This window comes from Pseudomonas sp. p1(2021b) (assembly GCF_020151015.1).
Lineage (GTDB): Bacteria > Pseudomonadota > Gammaproteobacteria > Pseudomonadales > Pseudomonadaceae > Aquipseudomonas > Aquipseudomonas putida_K.
In genome coordinates, this window is sequence record NZ_CP083747.1 from 1 (window position 1) to 25,681 (window position 25,681).

The 25,681-nt window shown below is 58.0% G+C and carries 25 protein-coding genes and 5 pseudogenes; 21 read left to right on the forward strand and 9 right to left on the reverse strand.

Annotated features, from left to right (window positions below):
- The first annotated feature begins 39 nt into the window (after positions 1-39).
- Positions 40-1,029, forward strand: coding sequence for an IS30 family transposase (locus K8374_RS24315; protein WP_254843782.1), 990 nt, complete (start codon positions 40-42; stop codon positions 1,027-1,029).
- On the opposite strand, the gene K8374_RS24320 is transcribed toward K8374_RS24315, so the two are convergent.
- The 4 genes and pseudogenes from K8374_RS24320 to K8374_RS24335 all read right to left on the reverse strand — a co-directional run.
- Positions 1,018-1,278, reverse strand: coding sequence for a hypothetical protein (locus tag K8374_RS24320; RefSeq protein WP_047296649.1), 261 nt, complete (start codon positions 1,276-1,278; stop codon positions 1,018-1,020). The two genes, K8374_RS24315 and K8374_RS24320, sit on opposite strands and share 12 nt — an antisense overlap.
- Positions 1,279-1,319: 41 nt before the next feature.
- Complete coding sequence (locus K8374_RS24325) at positions 1,320-1,691, reverse strand: hypothetical protein (RefSeq protein WP_052959448.1); 372 nt, start codon at positions 1,689-1,691, stop codon at positions 1,320-1,322.
- Positions 1,692-2,091: 400 nt separating this feature from the next.
- Entirely contained in the window at positions 2,092-2,568 is a 477-nt protein-coding gene (locus K8374_RS24330; RefSeq protein ID WP_011711661.1) for a DM13 domain-containing protein, read from the reverse strand.
- 154 nt (positions 2,569-2,722) lie between these two features.
- Positions 2,723-2,959, reverse strand: a pseudogene (locus K8374_RS24335) (IS3 family transposase); the annotation flags it as partial.
- Positions 2,960-3,058: 99 nt separating this feature from the next.
- Here K8374_RS24335 and K8374_RS24340 point away from each other — a divergent pair.
- From K8374_RS24340 to K8374_RS24375, 8 genes and pseudogenes are all read left to right on the forward strand, one after another.
- Positions 3,059-4,261, forward strand: a complete 1,203-nt coding sequence (locus K8374_RS24340) for an ISL3 family transposase (RefSeq protein WP_003464938.1) — start codon at positions 3,059-3,061, stop codon at positions 4,259-4,261.
- A 369-nt stretch (positions 4,262-4,630) separates the two neighbouring features.
- Positions 4,631-4,789 (forward strand): annotated as a pseudogene (locus K8374_RS24345) (MerR family transcriptional regulator); the annotation flags it as partial.
- Between the two features lie 91 nt (positions 4,790-4,880).
- Positions 4,881-5,078, forward strand: a pseudogene (locus tag K8374_RS24350) (SDR family oxidoreductase); the annotation flags it as partial.
- Positions 5,079-5,147: 69 nt separating this feature from the next.
- Positions 5,148-5,825, forward strand: a complete 678-nt coding sequence (locus K8374_RS24355; protein WP_016487046.1) for a GntR family transcriptional regulator — start codon at positions 5,148-5,150, stop codon at positions 5,823-5,825.
- A gap of 81 nt (positions 5,826-5,906) precedes the next feature.
- The gene (locus K8374_RS24360) at positions 5,907-6,497 is read left to right on the forward strand and encodes a TetR/AcrR family transcriptional regulator (protein WP_003465041.1); all 591 of its coding nucleotides are present in this window, start codon (positions 5,907-5,909) and stop codon (positions 6,495-6,497) included.
- Between the two features lie 90 nt (positions 6,498-6,587).
- On the forward strand, positions 6,588-7,289 hold the full coding sequence (locus K8374_RS24365) for a cysteine hydrolase family protein (protein WP_003465039.1): 702 nt from the start codon (positions 6,588-6,590) through the stop codon (positions 7,287-7,289).
- A 54-nt stretch (positions 7,290-7,343) separates the two neighbouring features.
- Positions 7,344-7,568: a DUF2798 domain-containing protein gene (locus K8374_RS24370; protein WP_003465037.1), complete on the forward strand. Its 225-nt coding sequence runs from the start codon at positions 7,344-7,346 to the stop codon at positions 7,566-7,568.
- A gap of 280 nt (positions 7,569-7,848) precedes the next feature.
- Positions 7,849-8,319: pseudogene (locus K8374_RS24375) on the forward strand (extracellular solute-binding protein); the annotation flags it as partial.
- Positions 8,320-8,324: 5 nt separating this feature from the next.
- Here the strand turns inward: K8374_RS24375 and K8374_RS24380 are convergent.
- Positions 8,325-9,527, reverse strand: coding sequence for an ISL3 family transposase (locus K8374_RS24380; RefSeq protein ID WP_003464938.1), 1,203 nt, complete (start codon positions 9,525-9,527; stop codon positions 8,325-8,327).
- A 290-nt stretch (positions 9,528-9,817) separates the two neighbouring features.
- Positions 9,818-10,744, reverse strand: a complete 927-nt coding sequence (locus K8374_RS24385) for a LysR family transcriptional regulator (protein WP_003464940.1) — start codon at positions 10,742-10,744, stop codon at positions 9,818-9,820.
- 80 nt (positions 10,745-10,824) lie between these two features.
- On the opposite strand from K8374_RS24385, the gene K8374_RS24390 reads away from it, so the two are divergent.
- Together K8374_RS24390 and K8374_RS24395 are read left to right on the forward strand one after the other, a co-directional pair.
- Positions 10,825-12,147: an MFS transporter gene (locus K8374_RS24390; RefSeq protein ID WP_049273832.1), complete on the forward strand. Its 1,323-nt coding sequence runs from the start codon at positions 10,825-10,827 to the stop codon at positions 12,145-12,147.
- 26 nt (positions 12,148-12,173) lie between these two features.
- Positions 12,174-13,103 carry a carbon-nitrogen hydrolase family protein gene (locus K8374_RS24395; protein WP_003464945.1) on the forward strand — a complete coding sequence of 310 codons (930 nt, stop codon included), beginning with the start codon at positions 12,174-12,176 and terminating at the stop codon, positions 13,101-13,103.
- Between the two features lie 363 nt (positions 13,104-13,466).
- Here the strand turns inward: K8374_RS24395 and K8374_RS24400 are convergent.
- Positions 13,467-14,363, reverse strand: a pseudogene (locus K8374_RS24400) (DEAD/DEAH box helicase); the annotation flags it as partial.
- 117 nt (positions 14,364-14,480) lie between these two features.
- Here K8374_RS24400 and istA point away from each other — a divergent pair.
- The 7 genes from istA to K8374_RS24435 all read left to right on the forward strand — a co-directional run bounded on the left by istA (position 14,481) and on the right by K8374_RS24435 (position 21,305).
- Positions 14,481-15,980 (forward strand): IS21-like element ISPst3 family transposase, encoded by a 1,500-nt coding sequence (gene istA / locus K8374_RS24405; protein WP_110992713.1) that lies wholly within the window; start codon positions 14,481-14,483, stop codon positions 15,978-15,980.
- Positions 15,973-16,776, forward strand: a complete 804-nt coding sequence (gene istB / locus K8374_RS24410; protein WP_071890699.1) for an IS21-like element ISPst3 family helper ATPase IstB — start codon at positions 15,973-15,975, stop codon at positions 16,774-16,776. The genes istA and istB overlap by 8 nt, the downstream gene beginning before the upstream one ends.
- Before the next feature lie 330 nt (positions 16,777-17,106).
- Positions 17,107-18,228 carry an ISAs1-like element ISPa60 family transposase gene (locus K8374_RS24415; protein ID WP_076611919.1) on the forward strand — a complete coding sequence of 374 codons (1,122 nt, stop codon included), beginning with the start codon at positions 17,107-17,109 and terminating at the stop codon, positions 18,226-18,228.
- Positions 18,229-18,510: 282 nt separating this feature from the next.
- The gene (msrB, locus tag K8374_RS24420) at positions 18,511-18,954 is read left to right on the forward strand and encodes a peptide-methionine (R)-S-oxide reductase MsrB (protein ID WP_003464965.1); all 444 of its coding nucleotides are present in this window, start codon (positions 18,511-18,513) and stop codon (positions 18,952-18,954) included.
- Between the two features lies 1 nt (position 18,955).
- Complete coding sequence (gene msrA / locus K8374_RS24425) at positions 18,956-19,495, forward strand: peptide-methionine (S)-S-oxide reductase MsrA (RefSeq protein WP_003464967.1); 540 nt, start codon at positions 18,956-18,958, stop codon at positions 19,493-19,495.
- Between the two features lie 140 nt (positions 19,496-19,635).
- Positions 19,636-20,340, forward strand: coding sequence for a glutathione S-transferase N-terminal domain-containing protein (locus tag K8374_RS24430; protein ID WP_003464969.1), 705 nt, complete (start codon positions 19,636-19,638; stop codon positions 20,338-20,340).
- Complete coding sequence (locus K8374_RS24435; RefSeq protein ID WP_003464971.1) at positions 20,337-21,305, forward strand: magnesium and cobalt transport protein CorA; 969 nt, start codon at positions 20,337-20,339, stop codon at positions 21,303-21,305. Before K8374_RS24430 ends, K8374_RS24435 begins: the two co-directional genes overlap by 4 nt.
- Positions 21,306-21,581: 276 nt before the next feature.
- Here the strand turns inward: K8374_RS24435 and K8374_RS24440 are convergent.
- A protein-coding gene (locus K8374_RS24440) for an IS3 family transposase (protein ID WP_096010363.1) occupies positions 21,582-22,738 on the reverse strand; the annotation gives its coding sequence in 2 pieces (ribosomal slippage) (positions 21,582-22,480 and positions 22,480-22,738; 1,158 coding nt in all).
- A 263-nt stretch (positions 22,739-23,001) separates the two neighbouring features.
- Here K8374_RS24440 and K8374_RS24445 point away from each other — a divergent pair.
- From K8374_RS24445 to K8374_RS24455, 3 genes are all read left to right on the forward strand, one after another.
- Positions 23,002-24,015 (forward strand): zinc-binding alcohol dehydrogenase family protein, encoded by a 1,014-nt coding sequence (locus K8374_RS24445; protein WP_060495436.1) that lies wholly within the window; start codon positions 23,002-23,004, stop codon positions 24,013-24,015.
- A 72-nt stretch (positions 24,016-24,087) separates the two neighbouring features.
- Positions 24,088-24,519, forward strand: a complete 432-nt coding sequence (locus tag K8374_RS24450; RefSeq protein WP_005006001.1) for a GlcG/HbpS family heme-binding protein — start codon at positions 24,088-24,090, stop codon at positions 24,517-24,519.
- A 58-nt stretch (positions 24,520-24,577) separates the two neighbouring features.
- Complete coding sequence (locus tag K8374_RS24455; RefSeq protein ID WP_010591688.1) at positions 24,578-24,871, forward strand: DUF1330 domain-containing protein; 294 nt, start codon at positions 24,578-24,580, stop codon at positions 24,869-24,871.
- Positions 24,872-25,196: 325 nt separating this feature from the next.
- Here K8374_RS24455 and K8374_RS24460 read toward each other — a convergent pair whose 3' ends face one another.
- Entirely contained in the window at positions 25,197-25,667 is a 471-nt protein-coding gene (locus tag K8374_RS24460) for a TlpA family protein disulfide reductase (RefSeq protein WP_003464979.1), read from the reverse strand.
- Positions 25,668-25,681 lie beyond the last annotated feature (14 nt).

Below are 25,681 nucleotides of genomic sequence, written 5' to 3' on the forward strand. Positions count from 1 at the left end.
ATGTCTTATTCCGAACTCAGCGTTGAAGAGCGCGCCACCATTCAAATCGGTCATGCCCAAGGTTTCAGCCTGCGCGGGATTGCCTGCTTGATCAACCGATCCCCTTCGACCATCAGCCGGGAGCTGCGCCGCAATCGAGATGCCTGTGGCGGCTACTCGGCCCGCGTGGCCCAGCAGCAGATGCAGGCCCGCCGTCAGGTGTGTCGACCGAAGCAAAAGCTGTTGCCGGGTAGCGAGCGCTTCGAATTGGTGGCGCATATGCTGCGTGAGCGTTTGTCTCCCGAGCAGATTGCCGGCAAGCTGCGCAGCATGAATATTCCCAGCCTCAGAGATGCCTACGTCTGTCGCGAGACGATCTATAACGCGATCTATGCCTTGCCAGTCGGCGAGCTGCGTAAAGAGCTGATCATCTGCCTGCGCCAAAGCAAGACGATGCGCAGGCCGCGCTCTGGCGGCGTGGATCGGCGCGGTCAGATCCCTGAGAGGGTCAGTATTCATGTACGTCCGCCGGAGATCGAAGACCGACTGATGCCAGGGCATTGGGAAGGCGACCTGATCAAGGGCAAGGCCAACGCCTCGTCTGTAGGTACGCTGGTGGAGCGCACCAGTGGCTACCTGATGCTGGTGAAGATGAACGACGCGACGGCGACCTCGGCGATGGAAGGCTTCAGTGCAGCGCTCAATGGCATGCCGCTGGCGATGCGCAAGAGCATGACCTACGACCAGGGCCGAGAAATGGCGCGGCATGCTGAAATCACCCAGCAGACCGGGGTGGCGATTTACTTCTGCGACCCGCACAGCCCTTGGCAGCGCGGCAGTAACGAAAACATCAATGGCCTGATCCGCCAGTACCTGCCCAAGGGCACGGACTTGTCGGTGCATAGCCAGGAGGAACTGGATGCCATCGCACTGCAACTGAACATGCGCCCCCGTAAGCGCTTCGACTTCAAGTGTCCGATCGAGGTTATGGACGAGGTGATGCAGGAAGCTATGGCTATGCGGCATGATGCTCCAGCTTCAATTCAATAACCGTGTTGCACTCAGCTCCTGTAACCGCCCTGTGTAATTTCTTACATTGGCTCTATAGTGTGCATAATTTTTATGGAATGAATTGAGTATTTCTATAACCTTATCCAGCTGCAGTTGTTTTTTAGTGATATGAAGTTTTTTGGTCTCTGCCGAAGTATTGGTCAGCGCGACGAGATAGCCAAACATTCCAGCGATCAACGCTCCCATACCAATTTTCACGGCATCCGAGGCAATATTTATCCACTCCACGCTCCCTCCATTGCGCTTATCACGCCAGCTATTTTTGACACTTAGTCCATGCTTGGAGTACTGGCATGTCTTCCTATATGACCATCAGGCCCTCGCGCGCAAACACACATCCGAGACAGGCCTGCATCGGAGTAACATACGAGGGTTGTTTGCGCTTCAATGCGGTTTTCTTTTAAGTAACTTTCTTTAATCGGCCTGATCCACTGTTCGCGCCCATCCACATCGGTTGTTTCCAGAAGCACCTCATCTTCTTGTAGATCAAAGTGTTTGTGCAGTAGTGCCACGCCAAATCTGTCTATGCAGTTGTGCTTTTTCAATATTTCAAATATTTCATTTAGACATGGCAGGTCCTCATCGTCTATGGGTCTAACATTGTCGATATGGTTAATTTCACCCCACAGTAAAGAAATCATTTTATTTATCTCCACTATGAACGTTTAACTAGCGAAATGTTACAGATTTAATAGGGGTCTTAGTCTGCGAATCTTCATGGGAGACGGGACTAATCAGAGCCCTCGCTCTTGGATAACATTAGACGCTCGCGCGCAAAATTCCACCCATTCCGATAAGGCGGCGTATAGAGCCTTAGCGGCATCTGAGGTTGGCGCGTACTTATCTCTGTCGCAAGCCCATCTGGTGAACCGCTTCAGGGTATGCAGGCATCGTAGTCAGTGTCTGAGGGTCGGTTGAGGTCAATTTTGACTTCAAGAATCTAGACGTGGAGGGGAGGCCTCATGCCCGGCAAGACTTTAATTTCCATTGGCATGAGGCGCATGTTATTCGTGAACAGGCAAGATCCAAGTTTAAGCTTGTTTACTGATATTTTGCGGAGCCGATGAACTTAGAGAAATGCTCGCACCATATTTGGACCGTTGTAAACTCGTTGACGTTGACGCTTGCAGGAATGGTTTTCTTGAAATTCCCGAAGTTTTTCAATTCGCCAATCAGAATTGCTTCTTTCTTTATGTCCAAAAACGATTCTTTGTCGGTGGCTTGTTTCTTTGTCAGGTAAATTTTGTAGTCTGGACCAGGTGCTACATCACCTTTAAATACAATTTCGTTATCCGTAACAAAAAGTTGTCCATTCGCCCAGTGAAGGGCGTCGCTGCCTTTCTGATCTTTCTTGAACTCTCCGCTATACTTTGCCACCTTTTGCACTTCTTCAATTTCGGCGATGGTGGCGTTTTCTTGTGCTGTCAAAATCGGAAGTATATAGATCCCTAGCCCAACTCCCGCGCCAAACAGAGCCAGGTGGGACGCGAGCAGAATTATTTTTAATTGCTTTTTCATGGGTTGCCTCATACAGTGAGTTATTTGGTGTGTCCATCACAATCCATTAGTTCGAACAGGGTGCGGTATGTGCTGATAGCGATATTGTTAGTGGGGTGCTAGCTTAGCTACCATGACGGCATTTTTCAAGGTAGTTGTCGCGTCAACCGTCTAACTATGCCGCCATTTTCTCGTTCTGTTGCTCTCGATCCTGGTTCAACAACACGGTGCCGATCGGTTCCCAGTTACGCGTCCGGCCTGACCACCGCTCCGGTTTGTTTTCCTTGGCTCGTTCGTACAACTCATGTCGCCGGGCCAAGACCTGATGGTCCAGCCCTCGATGCCGCTCAGCCGGTGTGACGAACCGGATGCGGCTATGTCGGTGCTCGTTGTTGTACCACCGCATAAAATTGGTTCTTCGCGGAGTCTGGGGGAAGAGCGAGTTGACAGTCAGGGAAGCAGGTAAATTGGCAGTCGCCAAACACACCCTTCACCTGTCCCTGCTGTCGCCGTGCATCCTATTGATCTTGCCGCTTTCTGGCCAGGCTACGACGCCGTTACCTGTCGCCCATCTACCGATAACACCCTCCTCATTGAGCTTGAACCTCAAGCCGGCTCTCTTCCTAAGTGCGGGCGTTGTGGCCAGTTCAGCCCGTTGATTCACGATCGCCGGATTCGTCTGGTGCGTGATCGTGATCTGTTCGATCAGCGCGTCCTGCTTCAACTACCAGTGCGCCGAGTCGATTGCCTGAGTTGTGGGCGGGTGACCGAGCGGATCGACTGGTTGGAGCCAGCATCTCGGCTGACCCAGCGGTTACGGATATGGCTCGAAAGCTTGCTGCGGCTGCTGCCGATCAGCCACGTCAGCCAGCTCACCGGCCTGCATTGGCACACCCTCAAAACGCTCGATAAACGACGCCTTCAAGCCGAGGTAGGCAACTTCGATTCAACCGGTGTCCGCCGCCTGGTGATGGACGAGTTCGCCCTGCACAAAGGGCATCGCTATGCCACGGTCATCATGGATGCCGAGCGAACGCGGGTATTGTGGGTCGGCCACGGCAACAGCCGCGAGGCGGTCCGCCCGTTCTTTGAATTGCTCGGCAAGCACTGCCAGCAGATAGAGGCGGTGGCCATGGACATGAACACGGCTTTTGATTTGGAGGTGAAGAAGCATTGCCCGCAAGCCGAAGTGGTGTACGACCTGTTTCACGTCGTCGCGCGCTACGGTCGGGATGTGATCGACCGTATCCGGGTTGACCAGGCCAACCTCCTGCGCGAAGACAAGCCGGCACGAAAGGCGGTCAAGCAAAGCCGCTGGCTGCTGCTGCGCAATCGCAACAACCTGAAGGACGGACAAGCCGTGCAGCTTCAAGAACTACTCGCGGCCAACCAGCCGCTGGCTACGGTCTATGTCCTCAAGGATGCGCTGAAGGATGTCTGGTTCGCCCCCAGCGTACGAGAGGGCTGGCGCCGCTGGCGAACCTGGTTGCGGCACGCCCGGGACAGCGGCCTCGCGCCGCTACAGCGCTTCGCTCGCAACCTGCGCAAATACGCCCGAGGCATCCTCGCCAGTGCCAACTTCCATATGCATACCAGCGTCCTTGAGGGCGTCAACAACCGCATCAAGGTGATCAAGCGTATGGCCTATGGTTTTCGGGACTCGGAATACTTTTTCCTGAAAATCAAGGCTGCCTTCCCCGGGAAAGCGCGATGAACCTTTTTTTTGGCGATCACGCTCGGCCTGATGGTTGGCTGCTCGTCGAGTTCAAGTGCGATCTGATCAGTGAGCGGTAGCGCAAGTGGATCGCCTCAGCCAAGCAGCGTTGTTGCCGGCGGCCGGAAGAAAGCGGCGGGAAAGCCTTGAACTAGTAGCGGAAAGGATGAAACTTTATTTTTACGATTCTCAGCATTTTCCAAGGTTGAGCGAAAATTAGGATGATACTTTAATGATTCCGGCCTCCATCCCCACAAAACGCTTGCAGATGGCAGAATTGAAATAAGTCATTGTTTTAAATGGATTTTTGCAGGAATTGCTACGTTGCAGGGTCCTGTAGTTAGGATGACACTTTATTTTCCTCCCACAGAAACGCGAGCACGGGCTGCACGCAAGCTCGCGTTGATCGAGCAGAAGATGGCCGACTTGGTCGTCATGCAGCAACTGTTAGGCGAACTGGTGCAGCAATGTGATGCGGGAGACGGCGGAACGATCTGCCCGATCATCGAGGCACTGATCAGAGAGTAATGCCTGGCGGGTGAGCTGGAGATCGGAAAGCCCCTTTACGGTGGGATTCAGAGCTTACGTTGGTTTTTGGTTCCATTGCTCCCCAAACCCCGTCAATGCGATTGCACCGGGTGAGATCGAGACGTCGATCCTGTCTGCCGGGACCGAACTGATCGTCGATCAGCAGATCCCCATGCACCGCTTGGGCAAGCCGGAAGAAGTCGCATCCCTGGTGCATTTCCTCTGCACCCGAGGCGCGTCGTACATCAACGGTTCGGAGATTCATGTCAACGGTGGTCAGCACGTCTGAAATAATCTGGAAATCCCGGCCGGAAACTTCCATCATTCGGGCCGGGCATCCGCCGCAGATGAGCGATCAATGAGCAACCCCTACCCTATTCAAACCCTCAATCACTCTTACCTGGGCAGTGGCATCTACGAGTTGCTGCGCGAGGCACTGATCACCGGGCGTTTCCAGCCCGATGACCGCCTGCGCATCCGCGACCTGGCCGAACAACTGGGCACCAGCGTCACACCGGTGCGCGACGCGATCCTGCAACTGGCCAAGGAACAGGCGCTGATCCTCAAGACCCCGCGTGACATCCGCGTACCCATCCTCACCGCCGCGCAATACGGCGAGATCCGCAGCATCCGCCTGGCGCTTGAAGGCCTGGCTGCGGAGACGGCCGCCGCGCTGGTGACCGACAGCGAACTCGCAGACCTGCAAGCCTGCATCGAAAACAACATCGCCGCGATCAACGCCCAGGACTTGCAAGCCGCTCTCAAGTGCAATCAGCAATTTCACTACGCGCTGACCACCATCGCGCGCATGCCGGTGCTGGCGGGTTTGCTCGATAGCCTGTGGATGCGCACCGGCCCACTGATCGCCCGTGCCTATGGCAACTTCAACGAGCGCATGGCCATCGACCATCACTGGGAAGTGCTCGACGCACTCAAGCGCCGCGATGGCGCGGCGGCACGGGCGGCCATCTGCCGTGACATTCTCGATGGCAACGAGAAGATGCTCGAGTACATCGAGATGGCGCAGGCGGACTGATTGGCAGTCAATTCGACTGTTGACGAAACATAGATGACCAGTTAGTTTATTAAAACTTTCTCATCACTGGATGTCTCTGTCATGGCTCGCCCGGTCAACCTCGAAGTCAGATCCCGTTTGCTGTCGATTGGCCGCCAGGTGGTTCACAACCGTGGCTTCAACGGCTGCGGCGTCCAGGACATCACCGCCGCTGCCGAGATTCCCAAGGGCTCTTTCTACAACTACTTCGCCAGCAAGGAAGACTTCGCGGCAGAGATCCTCGAGGAATACTGGACCTCGATCGAAACCCGCCACGGGCCGATCTTCTACGACGCCCGGGTCAAGCCGCTGGAGCGCATCGGCCAGTTCTTCCAGGCCCTGGTGCTCGAGCACGGCGAGCATGAATACAGCCTGGGTTGCCTGATTGGCAACCTGTCCCTGGAAATGTCCAATGGCAGCGAACAAACCCGCAAGCGTCTGGCCGATGTGCTGGCGCGCTGGGAAGGTTTGCTCGCGAGCTGCCTGCGTGAAGCGCAGCAGCGCCGCGAACTCTCTGAAACTCACGACGCCGAAGCGCTGGCCAGTGTCATCGTCGAAGGCTGGGAAGGTGCGGTCATGCGCGGCAAGGTCCTGCGCGACGGTGCACCTCTGCAGCGTTTCGTATCGATGGTCTTGCCTCGGCTATTGGAGTGAGTTTTTTTTCCTCATTAATAAGACGACTGGTCATTTATATAAAGCAACATTCACGTCTCATCCACGCAAGCACCCAAGAGGTAAATCGTCATGAGCCATCTGTACGCCGACCCCGCCGAACCCGCACTGCCTGCCACTGGTTTCAAGCTCGACCTGAGCAAAGCCGCCCTGGTGGTCATCGACCCACAGAACGACTTCCTCAGCCCTGCCGGCGCCAGTTGGGCGGTGTTCGGTGAGAGCATCGTCGAGAACAACACCGTCGAAAACCTGGAAAAACTGTTCAAGGCCTTCAAGGCTCACGACCTGCCCGTGGCCGTGTCGCCACACTATTACTACCCGCACGACCACGACTGGCATTTTGGCGGTCCGCTGGAAAAGGTCATGCACAGCATCTGCATGTTCGATCGCAAGGGACCGAACACCCTGGAAAACTTCGAAGGCTCCGGCGCCGATTTCCTCGAGATCTACAAGCCGTACATTCTCGACGGCGAGACCATCATCGCCTCGCCGCACAAGGTCTACGGCCCGGAAACCAACGACCTGGCGCTGCAATTGCGCAAGAAAGGCGTGTCGCAGATCATCCTCGCCGGCATGGCGGCCAACCTTTGCGTGGAATCACACCTGCGCGAACTGCTCGAACAGGGCTTTGAAATAGTCGTGGTACGCGACGCCACCGCCGGCCCGCGCCTGCCGGATGGCGACGGCTACCTGGCGGCCATCATCAATTACCGCTTCCTCGCCCACGGGCTGTGGACCACCGAAGAGACTATCGCGCAACTGCAACCGGCTTGATCGTGCCCGAGCGGCCGGGCATCGCGCCCCCCCGCTCTTTCTCGAGAACCCCCGATGAAAATCCCCGCCCGTTATGAGCATTTCGTTTTCGGCGTCGTTCAATCCGGCCTGACCTGCGCGGTCGCGGCCGCCATCGCCACCACACCCCATGCGCTCGACCTGGCCTTTGCCGGCCGCTGGTTGAACGCGTGGGCGCTGTCGTGGGTATCGATGTTGCCGGTGGTGGTGCTGGCGGCGCCGATGATTCGGCGCGTGGTGAGGCGGATGACGGTGGGCTGAATGACTTGGCTATGACTCACCCAACACACCGCCATCGCGAGCATGCTCGCTCCTACCGGGGGCTTCGGGGCTGCTCGCGACAGGCGCGCAAGCCCGCACCCGACGCACGAAATACTGTGCCCGTTCGCATTTTCGCAATAAACCACTTTTCATCCGCGCATTTGTAGCCGCTTCGTTCACGGACAAGCCGGTACATTAGACCTCCATGGTCCCGCAGAGCGACCGACAACAAAACCTACAGCTCGCCCAAGAAAATCTGCCAACCATTCGGAGTCTTTCCATGAGCACATTGCGCACTACAGCTTTCCAACTCGCGAGTCTGGCCCTGTTCATCGGTAGCGCCACCCAGGCCATGGCCGAGGACATCACGTTCGTATCCCAGGGCGGTGCTTATCAGGAAGCCCAGAGCAAGGCGATCCTGGAGCCTGCGGCGAAAAAGCTCGGTCTGACGCTCAAACAGGACAGCTCGCCCAAGGCCTACCCGATCATCAAGACCCAGGTCGAGAGCGGCAAGGTCACCTGGGACGTGGTGGACCTGCCCACTGGCGACTGCATCCGTGGCGAAGCCGAAGGGCTGTTCGAGAAGCTCGACCTTGCGCTGATTCCCAATGCCGCGCAAATACCCGACAGCCTCAAGGACGAATACAGCGTCGGCTACATCAGCTACTCCACGGTGCTGGCGTATCGCACGGACGCGTTCAAAGGCGCGGACGTACCCAAGACCTGGGCCGACTTCTGGGACACCAAAAAATAGGTTCATCGCGCTTTCCCGGGGAAGGCAGCCTTGATTTTCAGGAAAAAGTATTCCGAGTCCCGAAAACCATAGGCCATACGCTTGATCACCTTGATGCGGTTGTTGACGCCCTCAAGGACGCTGGTATGCATATGGAAGTTGGCACTGGCGAGGATGCCTCGGGCGTATTTGCGCAGGTTGCGAGCGAAGCGCTGTAGCGGCGCGAGGCCGCTGTCCCGGGCGTGCCGCAACCAGGTTCGCCAGCGGCGCCAGCCCTCTCGTACGCTGGGGGCGAACCAGACATCCTTCAGCGCATCCTTGAGGACATAGACCGTAGCCAGCGGCTGGTTGGCCGCGAGTAGTTCTTGAAGCTGCACGGCTTGTCCGTCCTTCAGGTTGTTGCGATTGCGCAGCAGCAGCCAGCGGCTTTGCTTGACCGCCTTTCGTGCCGGCTTGTCTTCGCGCAGGAGGTTGGCCTGGTCAACCCGGATACGGTCGATCACATCCCGACCGTAGCGCGCGACGACGTGAAACAGGTCGTACACCACTTCGGCTTGCGGGCAATGCTTCTTCACCTCCAAATCAAAAGCCGTGTTCATGTCCATGGCCACCGCCTCTATCTGCTGGCAGTGCTTGCCGAGCAATTCAAAGAACGGGCGGACCGCCTCGCGGCTGTTGCCGTGGCCGACCCACAATACCCGCGTTCGCTCGGCATCCATGATGACCGTGGCATAGCGATGCCCTTTGTGCAGGGCGAACTCGTCCATCACCAGGCGGCGGACACCGGTTGAATCGAAGTTGCCTACCTCGGCTTGAAGGCGTCGTTTATCGAGCGTTTTGAGGGTGTGCCAATGCAGGCCGGTGAGCTGGCTGACGTGGCTGATCGGCAGCAGCCGCAGCAAGCTTTCGAGCCATATCCGTAACCGCTGGGTCAGCCGAGATGCTGGCTCCAACCAGTCGATCCGCTCGGTCACCCGCCCACAACTCAGGCAATCGACTCGGCGCACTGGTAGTTGAAGCAGGACGCGCTGATCGAACAGATCACGATCACGCACCAGACGAATCCGGCGATCGTGAATCAACGGGCTGAACTGGCCACAACGCCCGCACTTAGGAAGAGAGCCGGCTTGAGGTTCAAGCTCAATGAGGAGGGTGTTATCGGTAGATGGGCGACAGGTAACGGCGTCGTAGCCTGGCCAGAAAGCGGCAAGATCAATAGGATGCACGGCGACAGCAGGGACAGGTGAAGGGTGTGTTTGGCGACTGCCAATTTACCTGCTTCCCTGACTGTCAACTCGCTCTTCCCCCAGACTCCGCGAAGAACCAAAAAAAACGGATCATGCGAAATCCTTCGTTGAGTTTGGCGCGGGTTTTTAGCAAATCAGCTGGCCCGCGATCCGGTTGAGAGTGATCCGAAGCGGTCCTTGACGACCGGCACAAATCGGTCAGAAGCGGTCGATGATTCCAATAAATCCGCCCCCTTTTTCCCGTAACTCCTGGCTACCTGCGACCAAGTCTAAGCAAGCTTCTGTGTCAGCTGCCCGATGAATAGCCGCAGCCATTCGTGCTGAGGCTTACTGTTCTTGGCAATGTCCCAAACCATGAAGCATCGAAATGATGGAACCGGAATCGGCGCCGGACAAATACTTAGCCGAGTCATGGCCGAATAGCTCTCGGCGGCGAACGTGGGAATTGTGGCTATCGCGCCGCTGCTGATCAACGTGGTGAGCGCGCCACTGAAGTGGGTGAATGAGGCTATAACACGCCTCGAATAGCCCGCCGCTTCGAACATGTCGTCGATAAAGCCGCGGCGGCCGTCATAGGAAACTCGCACATGGCTTGCCTCGAAGTACTCCTCCAGGCCGATAGGTGTGCCTGCGTTGTCTGCGCCAGGCAGGTACAAGCAGGAGTATGACGAGGAAAACAGCACCTTGGATGAATACCCGCTGCTGAAGTCTTTCGGCTCGCTGCAAATCACTAGATCCATGTCCGGATCTTGTAGCGACTGTTTCCACAGTGAGCTGTTGCTCTGATGGAACGAAAAGCTCACTCCCAGCCCCTGATCCGCTGCGGCGTTAACGATCCGCGGAGCGAGATAGGCCTCAATATCATCGGACAGACCGATGTTGAAAATGTAGCTCGAGTCGTGTGCGGAGAAATCCGGCTCTGCCCCAAGCACGCCTGAGATAGACGTAAGGGCCTCGGCGATCTTCGGCGCCAGCTCCATCGCCCTACGGGTTGGCTGCATTCCGGAAGCGGTGCGGATAAAGAGCTCATCTCCGAAATGCTCACGCAAACGACGCAACGCCGAGCTAACTGCCCCCTGGGTCACATGCAGCATGGCCGAGGCTCGGGTGGCACTGCGCTCGGTCATCAGGCAGTGGAACGTCAGCAGCAGGTTCAGATCAATTCTCGAGATATTACGTACACTAATCCGGCTCATATTTTCTAATCGTTTGCTCTGCGGCCGAGAGGATTCATAGTCTGCTGCCCATACACACCTAAGAAAAGCTGGGGAGCACCGTGGACGCAATTAATAAAAAAGTAAATCCAAGCAGTATCCATACCAAGGGTGAGCAGTCAGACATTCGCAAGCGTGCAATCGCGGTGGGTATCGGCAACTTCATGGAGTGGTTCGACTTCGCCATCTACGGCTACTTCGCTGCCGTGATCGGTATGTTGTTCTTCCCCTCTAGCGCCCCAGGTGTATCGCTGCTGTCGTCGCTGGCAGTGTTCGCCGTAGGCTTCGTATCGCGACCATTTGGAGCATTGATTCTGGGGCCCATCGGTGACCGCCTCGGTCGCCGCGCGGTGCTTATCATCACTGTCTTCGGTATGGGTGTGTGCACCACGATCATCGGACTTTTGCCCACCTATGAGGCAATCGGTATCGCTGCACCTGTCTTGCTGATCGTCATGCGTTTCGTGCAAGGCATGATGGTAGGGGGCGAATGGTCTAGCGCAGGTATCTACATCGTAGAGAGTGCTCCGTCCAACCGCCGCGCGACGGCAGCCAGCGTTATCACTGGAACGGCTGGCTTGGCCTTCTTGTTTGGTACGTTCACCGCCGCGAGCCTCACCTCAACACTCGATGACCAGCAACTGGCGTCCTGGGGCTGGCGGATCCCATTCGTTGCCTCCATCGTGATGACCGGTATCGCCATCTTCATCCGCCGGAAGCTGGGTGATACCCCCGTGTATGAAGAGCTGGTACGTCAACGCGATTCACAACAGTTCGAAGCACCGAGCAAGTCTGTACACCGTCGCGCCTTCATCACTACTTTCGCCTTCTCAGCGCTGTTCGGCGTCTCGCTCTACTACTTCATCACCTACGCCAATAACCACCTGGTCACTACCGTTGGGCTACCACGAAGCAATGCACTATGGCTGTGCAGCATCGCGCTGGTTGTCTATGTCATTGCCAATCCACTGATCGGCCGGCTCAGCGACAGCATCGGGCGACGCAAGCTGCTGCTCAGTGCTGCTGCCGCACTCTCTGTACTGGCCTATCCAATCTTCCTGCTGCTCAACACCGGCAACCCAGTGGCAATCCTCGCAGGATTGATCGTTCTGGGACTACTTGTGGCTGTAACTGCGGTGATGGATGTGGTGCTGCTGGTTGAAGTCTTTCCAGCGTCCATCCGCTCCACGGGAGCAGCGCTCGGTCACAACCTGGCCCTGGCGACACTCGCAGGCCCAGGCCCCTTCATTGCCGCCGCCCTGATTAGCCAGGCTGGCGACGCGAACATCCCTGCCGCCTATCTAGCAGCCGTCTCGCTGGCATGCCTCATCGTGCTGTGGAAGACCTTGCCGGAAACCCGCGACAACGACATCACACGTTTCTAGGTTCTTACTGCCCTCAGGAGTTTTTCATGACCAAAATTGCAGTCATCCAGGCCGCCTCTGTTCCTTATGATCCTGCAGCCAGCGTTGAAAAGGCTTCCACAATTCTGCGGCGCGTAGCAGATCAAGGTGCAAGGCTGGCCGTATTCCCTGAAGCGTTCATTGGCGGATATCCCAAGGGGATAGCTTTCGGTAGCGTAGTGGGTAATCGCAGCATCAGCGGGCGTGAGCTGTACCAACGCTATGTCGATGGGGCTGTGACGCTGGATGGGCCGGAACTGGCATTGCTTGCTGAAAGTGTCGAGCACACAGGGGTTACCACTGTGATTGGTGTAATCGAGCGCTTCGGTCGCACCCTTTACTGCACCGCGGTCACCATCGCCCCAGGCCGGGGTATTGCCGGTTACCACCGCAAGCTGATGCCCACCGGCCAGGAACGACTAATTTGGGGCTTCGGTGATGGCTCGACAATCGAGCCTGTAGAAACTGATTTTGGCGTCCTGGGGAGCGTGATTTGCTGGGAGAACTACATGCCAGCACTACGCCAGGCCATGTATGCCCAGGGTGTTCAGATCTACTGCGCCCCGACAGCAGATGACCGTCCGTCCTGGGCCAGCTCCATGGTGCACATTGCTCTTGAAGGGCGTGTTTATGTGTTGTCAGCCTGCCAGGCAATCCGTCTTGGTGAATACCCACAACAGCACCGCGATGCATTCGGCCTGGAGTTCAACGAGGACGATTACGTGATGCGAGGGGGCAGCATGGTTGTAAGTCCGCTCGGAGAAGTACTGGCAGGGCCGGTGTTCGACTGCGAGACAGAAATCTATGCAGACCTCAATATGGATCTGCTTAGCCAAGCCAACTTGGACTTTGATGTCGTCGGCCATTATGCCCGGCCGGACATCTTTGAACTCAAGGTGAACATTGCCCCGCAGGCCCCGGTAACCCTGGAGCGATAAGTAGAGCCTGTTTAGTGAAATCCTCCCTTTGACCGTCCAGTTTGGGCATGACTGCTTTAGGGATAGAGCCGCCGCAAGGCGGCTTTTTATTGCTGGCCAGGTTGTTGCCGCCATTTCCTGTGTAGCGAGGGCTTAGGCCCAAACCGATTTGCCAAGACAGATAACTCACCGACTTAACGTCCGCTTGTGGCACAAAGCGGACCAGCTATCGGCCAAGAGATGCCTTTCGCGAATAGCTGAACGCCCCGAGAGCGCATTGGGCCGCTCGGCGCGGAATTGGTGAAAGGCTGGTGACTGGCCTGTGTTGGCTCGGTCAGACTTCGGGCAGCCTCACCCTAGTTGGGGCTAACTGCTTACCGACCATCAGAGGCAAGCCAACAACAACTGCCGATAGTGCTGAGAAAAACTGACCTGATAGCTCGGCTCAGCAGCAAAATCCCCCAGCGAGTAGGCACCCGCCAAACCTGCACCAAGGCTTTGCCCGGCCTCGCCTCCACCGCAGCCATCGATATCGCAGGTAGCCCCCATCCCACCAGCCATCGAACCAGAAGAGGCAGCGGGCATCTTCACCCGGCTCAGCACTGCCAGGTCATCCGGCAGATCATCCGCAATGCGCTCCGCAAAGCGCCGCAATGTTGGCTCCGCCAGCATGAACAGCCAAGCCTGATCATCGGACTCGCCCATCCGCCGCAGCACGCGCCCCAGGACTTGCCGGTAGTGCAGCTCAGTACGGATGCGGCTGAGGTAGCAGCACACCTGCAGGCGGGGGATATCCGTACCCTCGCTGATCATCCCAACAGCGACGATCCAGCGGCAATCACTGTGCCTGAACGCATTGATCACCTGTTGGGCATTCGGAGTCCGGTTGGTCACTACGCGGCAACCTTCCCCGCTGGCTTCCAGAGCCTGGACAATCTGCTGGGCGTGCTCAATATCGGTGGCGACCACCAGGCCGGCTGCATCCGGCTTGATCTGGCGAAGCTCATCCAGCTTGGCGCATCCCAGGCCGAGCAGTTGGTCGATCACCTCGTCATGGCGCAACAGCTCTTCGAAGGTGACGGGGGATTCACCAAGCAGCTTGGCGATGCTGGGGAACAGCCTGACGGTGCTCTCGGTCTCCAGTTCTTCAGTTAGCTTCACCTTCTGGTTATCGAGAAGGACGATGCGGGGCGCGCGGCACACCCCGTCGGCAATGGCCTCCCTCAGGCCATAGCGGTAGTCGCAGATCAGGTGTCCCTCGGGGGACGAGTAGCGGGCCAGGGTGTTGCCGCTGACCGAAAACTGACCCAGTAGAGGCTGTTCTGCCGACTGAAAACTGACCCAGGTGTTCAACTGCTTCTGCTCAATTTTTGAGCAGGAGAACACAGGGTGATCAGTATGGAAATGATGGGCAAAATTCGGCGGATGTATTTCCGCGACAAGCTGTCGCTGCATGAGATAGCCAAGCGCACCGGGCTGGCGCGCAACACGATTCGCAAGTGGGTCAGAGCACCTGAGGCCAAGCAGCCGGTGTACCAACGCCGCGCGATCTTTAACAAACTCAGCCCTTTTCACGCCACGCTAGAGCAGGCGCTAAAAGCCGATTCGCTGCGCCCCAAGCAACAGCGGCGCAGTGCCAAGGCGCTGTTGGCGCAAATCAAAGCCGAAGGTTATGACGGTGGCTACAGCCAGCTCACCGCGTTTATCCGTGCCTGGCGAGGGGGACAGGGCAAGGCGTCGCAGGCCTTTGTGCCGCTGACCTTTGCTCTTGGCGAGGCGTTTCAGTTTGACTGGAGCGAGGAAGGCTTGCTGGTCGGCGGCATTTACCGGCGTATGCAGGTGGCACATCTGAAGCTGTGTGCCAGCCGTGCGTTCTGGCTTGTGGCGTATCCGAGCCAGGGCCATGAGATGTTATTTGACGCCCATACACGCTCGTTCGGCGCCTTGGGCGGCGTGCCGCGCCGGGGCATCTACGACAACATGAAGACGGCCGTCGACAAGGTCAATAAGGGCAAAGGCCGGGCGGTGAATGCACGCTTTGCGGTGATGTGCGCGCATTACCTGTTCGATCCGGACTTCTGCAACGTCGCCGCTGGTTGGGAAAAGGGCATCGTTGAAAAGAACGTGCAAGACAGCCGCAGGCGTATCTGGCTAGACGCCCAGGACTGCCAGTTTCACTCCTTCGAGGAACTCAATGCCTGGCTGGGCCAGCGCTGCCGCGCGCTTTGGAACGAGCTGACGCACCCTCAATACAGCGGGCTGAGTGTGGCCGAAGTGCTGGAGTTGGAGCGCGCTGAACTGATGCCTGTGCCAGCGCCATTCGACGGTTACGTCGAGCGGCCTGCGCGGGTCTCCAGCACCTGCCTGGTCAGCGTCGGGCGCAACCGCTACTCGGTGCCGTGTGAGTACGCGGGTAAGTGGGTCAGCAGCCGTTTGTATCCGACGCGAATCGAGGTGGTGGCTGACGACGCGCTGATCGCCAGCCATGTCCGCTTGCTGGATCGCGACCAGGTCAGCTATGACTGGCAGCACTACCTCCCGCTGATCGAACGCAAGCCCGGTGCGCTGCGCAACGGCGCGCCCTTTGCTGATCTGCCGGCGCCGCTGCGTCAGCTTAAGCACGGTCTGGGGCGTCATGCCGGCGGTGACCGGATCATGGCGCAAGTCCTGGCTGCCGTACCGGTCGCCGGACTCGATGCCGTGCTGGTAGCCGTTGAGCTGGTACTGGAGAGCGGCAGCCTGAGCGCCGAACACATCCTCAATGTCGTGGCACGGCTGACAGCATCCGAACCACCACCCAGCGTCGAAACCCACTTGTCGCTCAAGGAAGCCCCCGTCGCTAACACGGCGCGCTACGACCGCCTGCGTGGCCAGGCCGAGGAGGTCGGTCATGCGTGATTTGATGGCGGAACTCAAGGAGCTGCGCCTGCACGGCATGGCCACGGCCTTGGCGGAGTTAACTGCACAGGGTGAGTCGAACACAGCCTCGTCCAAGTGGCTGCTCGAACACCTGCTGGAACAAGAGCACACAGATCGCGCCATGCGCTCGGTGAGCCACCAGATGAACATGGCCAAGCTGCCGATGCACCGCGATCTGGCCGGCTTCGACTTCAGCGCCTCCAGCGCAGACGCTCGTTTGATCAGCGAACTGGCCAGTCTGGCCTTTACCGACACCGCGCAGAACGTGGTGCTGATCGGTGGGCCTGGCACCGGTAAAACCCACCTGGCCACTGCGCTGGCCGTGTCCGGCATCACCCGGCACGGCAAGCGCGTGCGCTTCTACTCCACGGTCGATCTGGTCAATCTGCTGGAGCGCGAAAAGCACGACGGCAAAGCCGGGCGGATCGCCCAAGCTCTGCTGCGCATGGATCTGGTCATCCTCGACGAACTGGGTTATCTGCCCTTCAGCCAGGCCGGCGGTGCGTTGCTGTTTCACCTGCTATCCAAGCTGTACGAACACACCAGCGTGGTGATCACCACCAACCTGAGCTTCGCCGAATGGTCGAGCGTGTTCGGCGACGCCAAGATGACCACCGCCCTGCTGGATCGGCTGACCCACCACTGCCACATCGTCGAAACCGGTAACGAGTCCTATCGCCTGCAACACAGTAGCTTGGCGGCCCAGGCCAAGATCAAATCACGGGAGCGAAAGCGTAAGGGCGGCCAGGAACCGGAGGACGATGAGCCGTTCTGATTTCATGGCGACGACGGCCTGCTACATGGCTGCGTGTGGCAGGTCTTAAACAACTGAACTGGGCTAGCGAAGGAGTGGGGGCAACAGCAGCTGCGCTGGTAGACTTATCCACAGTTGCTGGTAACAAAATCAGCAATCCGCCCTGGGTCAATTTTCCATCAGCGCCAACACACTAAGCAACCATCAGAAAATTTTGACTGTACGCCAAAAAATTCGCATCTACCAGCATCTAAACAGGCGTTGCAGGGCAATCGCATGAACGCCTGCCGATTTGAATGAGTCCTTTCCCAGCGGGCATCCTGAGCGCCTCTCTACTCAGGATGCCCTGCAATGTCGCATCACATACCAATCTCCGATGTTCTGGTCGCCATCAATGATCCCCGTCAGCAGGGCAAGATTCGTCACGACCTGGTCGAAACACTGGTCGTGGCTATCTGCGGCGTGCTTGCCGGCGCTGACACCTTCATCGAAATCGAACTCTGGGCTGAGCAGCGGCTGGACTGGTTCCGCCGTATTCTGAAACTACCCCACGGCATTCCCTCACACGACACCTTTGGACGGCTATTCAGCCTGATCGATCCAGAGGAGTTCGAGCAGGCCTTCCGCTGTTGGGTTGCGGCGATCCTACCGGCCCTTTCTCCGCAAGTGGTTGCCCTAGACGGCAAGACCAGTCGCCGCTCCGGCAAGAAAAACACGGCCCCGTTGCACCTGGTCAGCGCTTTTGCGGCTGATTCAGGGCTGATTCTCGGGCAGAGGGCGACCTCCCAGAAGTCCAACGAGAAGACCGCCATTCCTGAGCTGCTGGCCACACTGGCGCTTGAGGGCTGCACCGTGACGATCGATGCCATGGGTACCCAGCCGGACATTGCACAGGCCATTCTCGATCGCGGGGCGCACTATCTGCTGGCCATCAAGGGAAACCAGCCGAAGCTGGCCGAAGCGATCGATGACTTCGCTGACACCTTTTTGGACGGCGATCCTGCCCGGGTACCCCATGCGCACTTCGAGCATGTCGAGAAGGACCATGGCCGGCTGGAGGTTCGTCGCAGCCATGTTTTCGACCAACTCCAGTGCCTGCCACAGCCAGAACGCTGGCCAGGACTGCGCACTTTCGTGATGCTGGAGTCCGAGCGGACTGTGGGCAACCAGACCAGCCTGGAGCGCCGTTACTACATCAGCAGTCTTGCTCCGGATGCAGAGCGCATCGCACATGCCATCAGGGCGCACTGGGGCGTGGAGAACCGCGTCCACTGGTGCATGGATGTCATTTTTGGTGACGATCAGATGCGGATCCGAACCGGGCATGCTGCCCACAACATGGCCGTTCTCAAGCAACTTACATTGAATTTGATCCGGTTGGATCCGGTCAAGCGCAAGGGTGGCATCAAGGCACGAAGGCTGATTGCTGCAACCTCTGATGATTATCGGGCTGAACTATTAGGTCTCAGGTGAGCTTCATGCGATTGCCTTGACAGGCGTTGTTGATTATCATAAAACACTGACACTGTATTATATAATCGTGCTTTTGTGTTATTTTTTTAATATTTACTGATTACGTACTTGCTTAACCACTCAGTTGCGCTAGAATTAATAGACGCGAAATTTAAATCTCTAATTTTCCAACACTTAGTAAAACCTCGTTTGCCATCCCACTACCATTGTAGGAGCAAATCAGGAGACATAAAAAATTAGCGGTAGCGTGCCTGGCCCTCTAGATAAGTATTGGAGACTGTAATGAAGTTTGAAAAGTCACAGACAGCAATCGACCACCTGACTCCCGAGCAACACCGAATTACCCAGGAGGCGGGCACCGAAAGGCCCTTCACGGGCGAGTACAACGACAACAAGGAGCCTGGCATCTACGTCGACATAGTGTCGGGAGAGCCACTGTTCGCTTCGACGGACAAGTTCGATTCGGGTACTGGCTGGCCCAGCTTCACCAAGCCGATCGTTTCGGCAAACGTGAACGAGGTGCGGGACAGCGCACACGGCATGGTCCGGACGGAGGTCAGGTCAGTACACGCAGACAGTCATCTCGGCCATGTGTTCCCCGATGGTCCTTCCGACCGCGGCGGTCTGCGGTACTGCATCAACTCAGCGTCCCTTCGCTTCATCCCGCGCGACGAGATGGAGTCCGAGGGATACGGTGAATATCTCGATCAAGTAGAGGAGGCTTAACATGCATCAGCGCGCTGTTCTCGCAGGAGGATGTTTCTGGGGCATGCAGGATCTGATCCGCAAGCGGCCCGGCATCATCTCGACCCGTGTGGGTTACACGGGCGGCGATATTCCGAACGCCACGTATCGTAATCACGGCACGCATGCCGAGGGGATCGAGATTGTCTTCGACCCGACAGTGACGAGCTACCGGAACATCCTGGAATTCTTCTTCCAGATCCACGATCCGACGACGCTGAACCGCCAGGGCAATGATCGTGGGCTCTCCTACCGGTCGGGCATCTATTATGTCGACGAGGAGCAGAAGCGCGTCGCCGAGGATACGATCGCCGATGTGGATGCCTCGGGGCTGTGGGATGGCAAAGTGGTGACCGAGGTCCAGCCGGTCGGCGAGTTCTGGGAGGCCGAGCCCGATCACCAGGATTATCTGGAGAAGCGCCCGGGCGGCTACACCTGCCACTTCGTCCGTCCCGGCTGGGTGCTTCCGAAGCGCCAAAAGGTTGACGACGTACAGCCAGCGGCCGGGACCGCGGCGGAATAGGCTTCACTGCCGTTGCCACTGCGCCGATCCGGTCCGCAATCTTCGTGACCGCGTCGTTCAGCGACGCGGTCATCGAACCCTACTTCAGAGTGACGGCTCGTTCCAGTCAGTCGCCATCGCAACACCAGGATCGCAGATTTATGCCAGACCTCTCGTCCTTTCCGATCACGCAGCGCTGGCCGGCATCTCATCCCGATCGCCTGCAACTCTACGCAGCCCCTACGCCCAATGGCGTCAAGGTCTCGATCATGCTTGAGGAGACTGGCCTGGCGTACGAGCCCCACCTGATCGACATCTCGAACAACGAGTCGAAGGATCCGGCGTTCGTGTCGCTGAACCCGAACGGACGCATACCGGCGATCATCGATCCGGCTGGCCCTGACGGTAGACCCATCGCCTTATGGGAATCCGGTGCGATCCTCCTCTATCTGGCCGACAAGACGGGTCAGTTCATCTCCACCGAACCAGGCCAGCGTTACGAGACCCTAGCGTGGGTGTTCTTTCAGATGTCGGCCATCGGGCCGATGTTCGGTCAGCTCGGCTTCTTCCTGCGATTTGGCGGCAAGGACTATGAGGACAAGCGGCCGCAACAGCGCTTTATCGACGAATCCACGCGTCTGCTGGGGATTCTGGATCGCCGGCTGGAAGGCCGCGACTGGATCGTCGACGACTATTCGATCGCGGACATCGCGACGCTCGGCTGGGTGAATGCGCTGGTGGAATTCTACGCTGCGGGTGACATCCTTGGCCTCAGCAGCTTTTCGAACGTCCGCGCATGGCTTGGACGCGGGCTGGCTCGACCGGCCGTCCAGCGTGGCCTCCACATTCCCGCGAGGCCAGCATGAGCATCATCGCCGCCTATTATTACAACGAAGGCAAGCGAGTTCGCGAAATCGCGCTCGATGAGCACGTCAAGTTGGGCGAGAGTCGCTCGGGCTTCTGCTGGATCGCGCTTAGCGAACCCACCCCCGAGGAACTACTCGCGATCCAAAGGACATATAATCTTCATCCGTTGGCGATCGACAACGCGATGCACCCGCTGTGCCCGCCCAAGCTCGAGGTCTACAACGATGAGTTGTACGTCGTCGCGCAGACCGCCGAGCTGGTCGGCGACCGGATCAGCTACGGCAAGATGGCGATCTTCACCGGTCACAATCACCTTATCACCGTGCGGCACGGCAATGCCGGAGCGCTGGGCAAACTTCGGGAGCAACTCGAGGCATCGCCGACGCAGTTCGGCAAGGGTGTCGACTATGTGCTGCACGCGATCTTGCATCGCGTGGTCGACCAGTATCTGCCCATCTTCGAAATGATCGAGGACGACGTCCTGGCGATGGAGCGACGGTCGCTGCACGATTTCCTCGGGCCAGAAGAGGTGGCGCGAATCTTCGAACTAAGGTCCGAACTCACGCGGTTCCAGCGCACGCTCGGGGCTATGGCCGAGCTGGTGCGAAAGCTCGTTCGCGGCCACTTTCCCTGCATCAGCGCCGAAATGACACCATATTTCCACGACGTCGCGGACCATGTCCACCGCGTGCAGTCCATGGTCGACGGCCTCCTGCTTGTCCTGTCCACGGTCTTTGAGGCCAGCAGCCTTCTTGAAGCGCAAAGGACGGGGGTGATCACCCGCCAGCTGGCGGCTTGGGCGGCAATACTGGCAGTCCCGACGGCGATCGCTGGAATATACGGCATGAACTTTAAGCACATGCCGGAGCTGGACACGGCCTACGGATACTTTGTCGTGCTCGGAGTGATAGCGATATCGTGCGTTTTCCTATTTGTGCGCTTCAAGAAGGCTAAGTGGCTGTGAATACTGCCCATCGTTTTCTTCGCCGTCATCTGACGGTTACAGCGGGCCTTATACGGAAGCTTGTCCAATCCAACTCAAGATGAAGGTGCGTCCATGACATAGCAGCTGACCGACGCTCTACAAGCAGTTCAGTCCTTCATCGCCAAGGGCTAAGACCGCGAATAGCGCGTCAAGGACAGCAATCTCGTCGATCTCGAGCCAGGATCAACCATCGGTCCGTGCGGCATCTGCGTCGACGCGGCGTTTTGATCTTGCCCAGCAGCCGTGGACACGGGTTTAAGCACACATCCTGGCCTCGAAGGCCTCTGGGCTGATGTGCCCCAGCGTGCTGTGTCGCCGCTGGCGGTTGTAATCGGTTTCGACGTATTCAAACACGGTTTCACGCATCTGGGCGCGGCTCGTGAAGCGCTCGCCGTGGATGCACTCGACCTTCAGGCTGTGGAAGAAGCTCTCTGCACAGGCATTGTCGTAGCAGTTGCCTTTGGCGCTCATGCTGCATCGCAAGTGATGGGCGCGGATCAGCTCCTGGTAAGCCGCTGAGCAGTACTGGCTGCCGCGGTCGCTATGCACGATCACGTCATTAGGCTGCCTGCGTCGCCACAGCGCCATGTGCAAGGCATCGCAAACCAAGTCGGCCGTCATGCGCTCGTTCATGGCCCAGCCGATCACCATCCGTGAATATAGATCGATGACCACTGCCAGATACAGCCAGCCTTCCTCTGTATGCAGGTAGGTGATGTCACCCACCCATTTCTGATTTGGCGCAGATGCCTTGAAATCCTGCTTGAGCAAGTTCTCTGCCACTGGCAGGGAGTGCTGAGAATTGGTCGTGGCCTTGAACTTCTTGGCGGCCTTGGCACGCAGTCCTTGCCGTTGCATCGAGGCGGCTACCGTCTTGCGATTGCAGGGTAGGCCGGCTTCCCGCAGGTCGTGGCACAGCCGTGGAGCCCCGCTGCGGCCCTTGCATGCGCTGTATGCCTGAGCGACCTGCCGATCCAGTTCGGCTCTTCGCCGCTGGCGCATTGACGGCCTGCGAGAGCACCAAGCGTAGTAACCGCTGCGGGCAACGCCCAACACGCGACACATGGCCTGGATCGAGAAATGCGCGGTATGAGTCCTCATGAAGGCGTACTTCACTTGAGGCTCTTGGCAAAGTACGCGGCGGCCTTTTTTACGATGGTCAGCTCCTCGGCGTGCTCGGCCAACAGCCGCTTGAGTCGGGCATTCTCGTCGGCCAGCGACTGCTCGCGCTCGCTGCCGGCCTGAGTCTGGTGCTTCTTGCTCCGCCAGCCGTAGAGCTGGGAAGCATGCAGGCCGAGCTGTTCGGCAGCCTTGCTGACGCCAATGCGCTCGGCCAAAGCCAGCGCTTCGTCCTTGTAGGCTTGGGAATGGCGGGTGCGGGTCTGTTTCATTGGGGTTGCTTGTCTTGCCATGATTCACCTCGTTGCAGTTTATCGCTTAACGGGGTGTCCACTGGGACTGGGCAAGATCATTTCGCCTCGGAAGCGGTGATGATGGCGATAACGCCTCCACCCTCTACGCGATCACCGATCCGGCGACCGAGCATAAGGGCCTGTTGATCGACGTGTTCGATGAAATCTGCTACCGCGACCCAGTTCAAGAGTCGGGACCTCAATGTAGAAGAAGTTGACTAACGAGCATTCGCGTCATCCGATCAAGCAAGCTGGAGACATTTATGAAAGCCATTGGTTACAAGGTTCCGGGACCCATCGCCGCGGATGCCGCGCTGGTCGACATCAATCTGCCTCGGTCTGTCGCTGCAGGATACGATATCCTGGTTGAGGTGAAGGCCGTCTCGGTCAACCCGGTCGACTACAAGGTCCGCAACAGCACGCCGCCGGCAGATGGCGATTGGAAGGTGCTGGGATGGGATGCCGCCGGGATTGTGCGCGAGGTCGGCCCCGACGTCACGCAGTTCGAGTTAGGCGACGAGGTCTATTATGCCGGATCGATCACACGGCCCGGTACCAATGCGGAGTTCCATCTCGTCGACGCCCGGATTGTCGGTCACAAACCTGCGTCGCTCTCCTGGGCGGAAGCGGCGGCGCTGCCGCTGACGACGTTGACGGCCTGGGAGGCGATGTTCGACCGCCTGGACGTGGCGAAGCCCGTACCCGGTGCGGCGGAGGCGATCCTCATCATCGGTGGCGCGGGCGGGGTTGGGTCGATCGCCGTCCAGATCGCGCGACAGCGCACGGACCTCACCGTCATCGCCACAGCCTCTCGACCGGAAACCCAAGAGTGGGTAAGAGGGCTTGGAGCTCACCACGTCATCGACCATTCTCGTCCGCTCGCGCCACAGATCGCCGAACTCGGCATCGGTGCTCCCGCTTTCGTCTTTTCGACCACACATACCGAGCAACATGTCGCCGACATCGCCGAACTGATCGCCCCACAAGGACGGTTCGGACTGATCGACGATCCCAAGGCATTCGATATCATGGTTTTCAAGCGCAAGGCGGTGTCGATCCACCACGAGCTGATGTTCACGCGGTCGATCTACGGCACGCCCGACATGAATGAGCAGGGCGAGATTCTGGATGCGATGGCAGCGCTGGTTGACGACGGCAAAATCCGCACGACGCTGACCCGGCGACTGTCGCCGATCAATGCCGCCAATCTGAAGACGGTGCATGCACTGATCGAAAGTGGCGCGGCTAAAGGCAAGATCGTCCTCGAAGGCTTCTAACGACCGCGATCGCCAAACATCTTGTCCAACCTCAAAAAGCCGAACGGGTTATGCCCCAGCGATGAGAATCCCATGACCAAATCTATTGCCACCGCCTCGATCAACCGCGAAACCGCAGTCGCCCTCATCGACGCGGCGCTCGCTGCGGCCCGTGCCATCGGCATCCCGGCTGCCGTCGCCGTCGTCGACGCCACCGGTAACCTGCGCGCGTTCGAGCGCACCGACGATGCGCCGTTCCTTACCGTCGATGTTGCCATCGACAAGGCCTGGAGTTCCGCCTCGTTTGGGTTCCCGACCCATGTCTGGAACGACTATGTGACCAACGATCCAAAAGTGGCGCCGCTAGCCTATCGCCCTCGGATGGTCGCTGTCGGCGGCGGTTATCCGATTCTGGAGGATGGGAAGTTGATCGGCGGCATAGGCATCTCCGGAGGCAACTATCAGCAGGATCAGGATGCGTGCGTCGAGGCACTCATGAAAATCGGGTTCCAGTTGCCAGCCTGACGACTGTGAGGCCATCACCGGTGGTAATGGCCAACAGATCCAACCTTTGAGAGGCCTAATGATGGAAGCGTTCGTCGTCTTTACGCGGGAAGAAACCAGCGACCCACATGCACTCGCAACCTATTCTGCAGGCGTCGGACCATCGTTCGATGGTCACGACGTTACCTTTCTCGCCGCTTATGGCGCGATCCAGCATTTGGAGGGGCCGCCCATCGAAGGGGCCGTAATCTTGCGTTTCCCGACGATGCAGGCCGCTCGCGACTGGTATGACAGTCCCGCCTACCAAACCATCGCTGCTCAACGCTTTGCCGGTTCCCGTTACCGCGCCTTTATCATTGAAGGGCGGCGGTGACATACCGACAGAAGCACTTCGGCGCTGACCACGAGGTATCGGCGTGTGAACTCGCATCTTGGGAATCTGTGGGGGGGACCAAGACAGCGGCGCTAGGGGCTCATATCGTCGATCGGATCAGAGAGTTGCTCGGCGAGAATGGGTTATCTATTGCCGAGCTGACGGAGCGGAGCCGCCCTCTCCCAACGGATTGATTCAATCGTTGACGCTCCTCCTATCCGGATCCGGGTTTTCGCACGCTGATCAACAGAGTTACAGCGCGCAACGCCTGTAGTGGGCATCAGGGGATGGGTGGCAATCAGGATGATTGCCCACCTTCCAACGATTAACCTTGCTCAAGTTGCTTCACTAGTCGCTCCGCGTCGAGATGGAAGTCCGAGAAAACAATGCTACCGCCAGCGTCGATAACCGTAAACCACGGAGTTCCTCGTGTGCGGTAGTCTTCCATGAAGGTTGGAAACGGCGAGCCGGTCGGTTGCTCGTCGTGACCGAAAACGATAGGAAGCTCATACTTGAGCTGGTTCACGCGCAACTTCTCGAAGGTATTCTCATGCGTTCCTTCGAAGACGGTCTGGATCACTGCGAACCCCACGTCTTTTGAGCTCAACGCTGCATGCAACTTTTGTAGCGTCGGAAACCCATGCAAATGGCAACCTTGGCACCAATGCTGGAAGGCAAACAAGATTTTCGGGCCGGGCCCGATATCTGACAGTTTGAACGGCGCGATACTTTCCCCATCTTTGCCAATCCATTTTTGCACCCGCAGCTCAGGCGCTTGTCGTTCGATCTCGTTCATCTGATCCTCCAACC

Bases quoted from the DNA above. Each gene is read 5' to 3' on its own strand.
- K8374_RS24325 (WP_052959448.1), bottom strand. From the start codon at position 1,691: ATGATTTCTTTACTGTGGGGTGAAATTAACCATATCGACAATGTTAGA.
- K8374_RS24330 (WP_011711661.1), bottom strand. From the start codon at position 2,568: ATGAAAAAGCAATTAAAAATAATTCTGCTCGCGTCCCACCTGGCTCTG.
- K8374_RS24355 (WP_016487046.1), top strand. From the start codon at position 5,148: ATGAGCAACCCCTACCCTATTCAAACCCTCAATCACTCTTACCTGGGC.
- K8374_RS24360 (WP_003465041.1), top strand. From the start codon at position 5,907: ATGGCTCGCCCGGTCAACCTCGAAGTCAGATCCCGTTTGCTGTCGATT.
- K8374_RS24365 (WP_003465039.1), top strand. From the start codon at position 6,588: ATGAGCCATCTGTACGCCGACCCCGCCGAACCCGCACTGCCTGCCACT.
- K8374_RS24370 (WP_003465037.1), top strand. From the start codon at position 7,344: ATGAAAATCCCCGCCCGTTATGAGCATTTCGTTTTCGGCGTCGTTCAA.
- K8374_RS24385 (WP_003464940.1), bottom strand. From the start codon at position 10,744: ATGAGCCGGATTAGTGTACGTAATATCTCGAGAATTGATCTGAACCTG.
- K8374_RS24395 (WP_003464945.1), top strand. From the start codon at position 12,174: ATGACCAAAATTGCAGTCATCCAGGCCGCCTCTGTTCCTTATGATCCT.
- istA (WP_110992713.1), top strand. From the start codon at position 14,481: ATGGAAATGATGGGCAAAATTCGGCGGATGTATTTCCGCGACAAGCTG.
- istB (WP_071890699.1), top strand. From the start codon at position 15,973: ATGCGTGATTTGATGGCGGAACTCAAGGAGCTGCGCCTGCACGGCATG.
- K8374_RS24415 (WP_076611919.1), top strand. From the start codon at position 17,107: ATGTCGCATCACATACCAATCTCCGATGTTCTGGTCGCCATCAATGAT.
- msrB (WP_003464965.1), top strand. From the start codon at position 18,511: ATGAAGTTTGAAAAGTCACAGACAGCAATCGACCACCTGACTCCCGAG.
- msrA (WP_003464967.1), top strand. From the start codon at position 18,956: ATGCATCAGCGCGCTGTTCTCGCAGGAGGATGTTTCTGGGGCATGCAG.
- K8374_RS24430 (WP_003464969.1), top strand. From the start codon at position 19,636: ATGCCAGACCTCTCGTCCTTTCCGATCACGCAGCGCTGGCCGGCATCT.
- K8374_RS24435 (WP_003464971.1), top strand. From the start codon at position 20,337: ATGAGCATCATCGCCGCCTATTATTACAACGAAGGCAAGCGAGTTCGC.
- K8374_RS24445 (WP_060495436.1), top strand. From the start codon at position 23,002: ATGAAAGCCATTGGTTACAAGGTTCCGGGACCCATCGCCGCGGATGCC.
- K8374_RS24450 (WP_005006001.1), top strand. From the start codon at position 24,088: ATGACCAAATCTATTGCCACCGCCTCGATCAACCGCGAAACCGCAGTC.
- K8374_RS24455 (WP_010591688.1), top strand. From the start codon at position 24,578: ATGATGGAAGCGTTCGTCGTCTTTACGCGGGAAGAAACCAGCGACCCA.
- K8374_RS24460 (WP_003464979.1), bottom strand. From the start codon at position 25,667: ATGAACGAGATCGAACGACAAGCGCCTGAGCTGCGGGTGCAAAAATGG.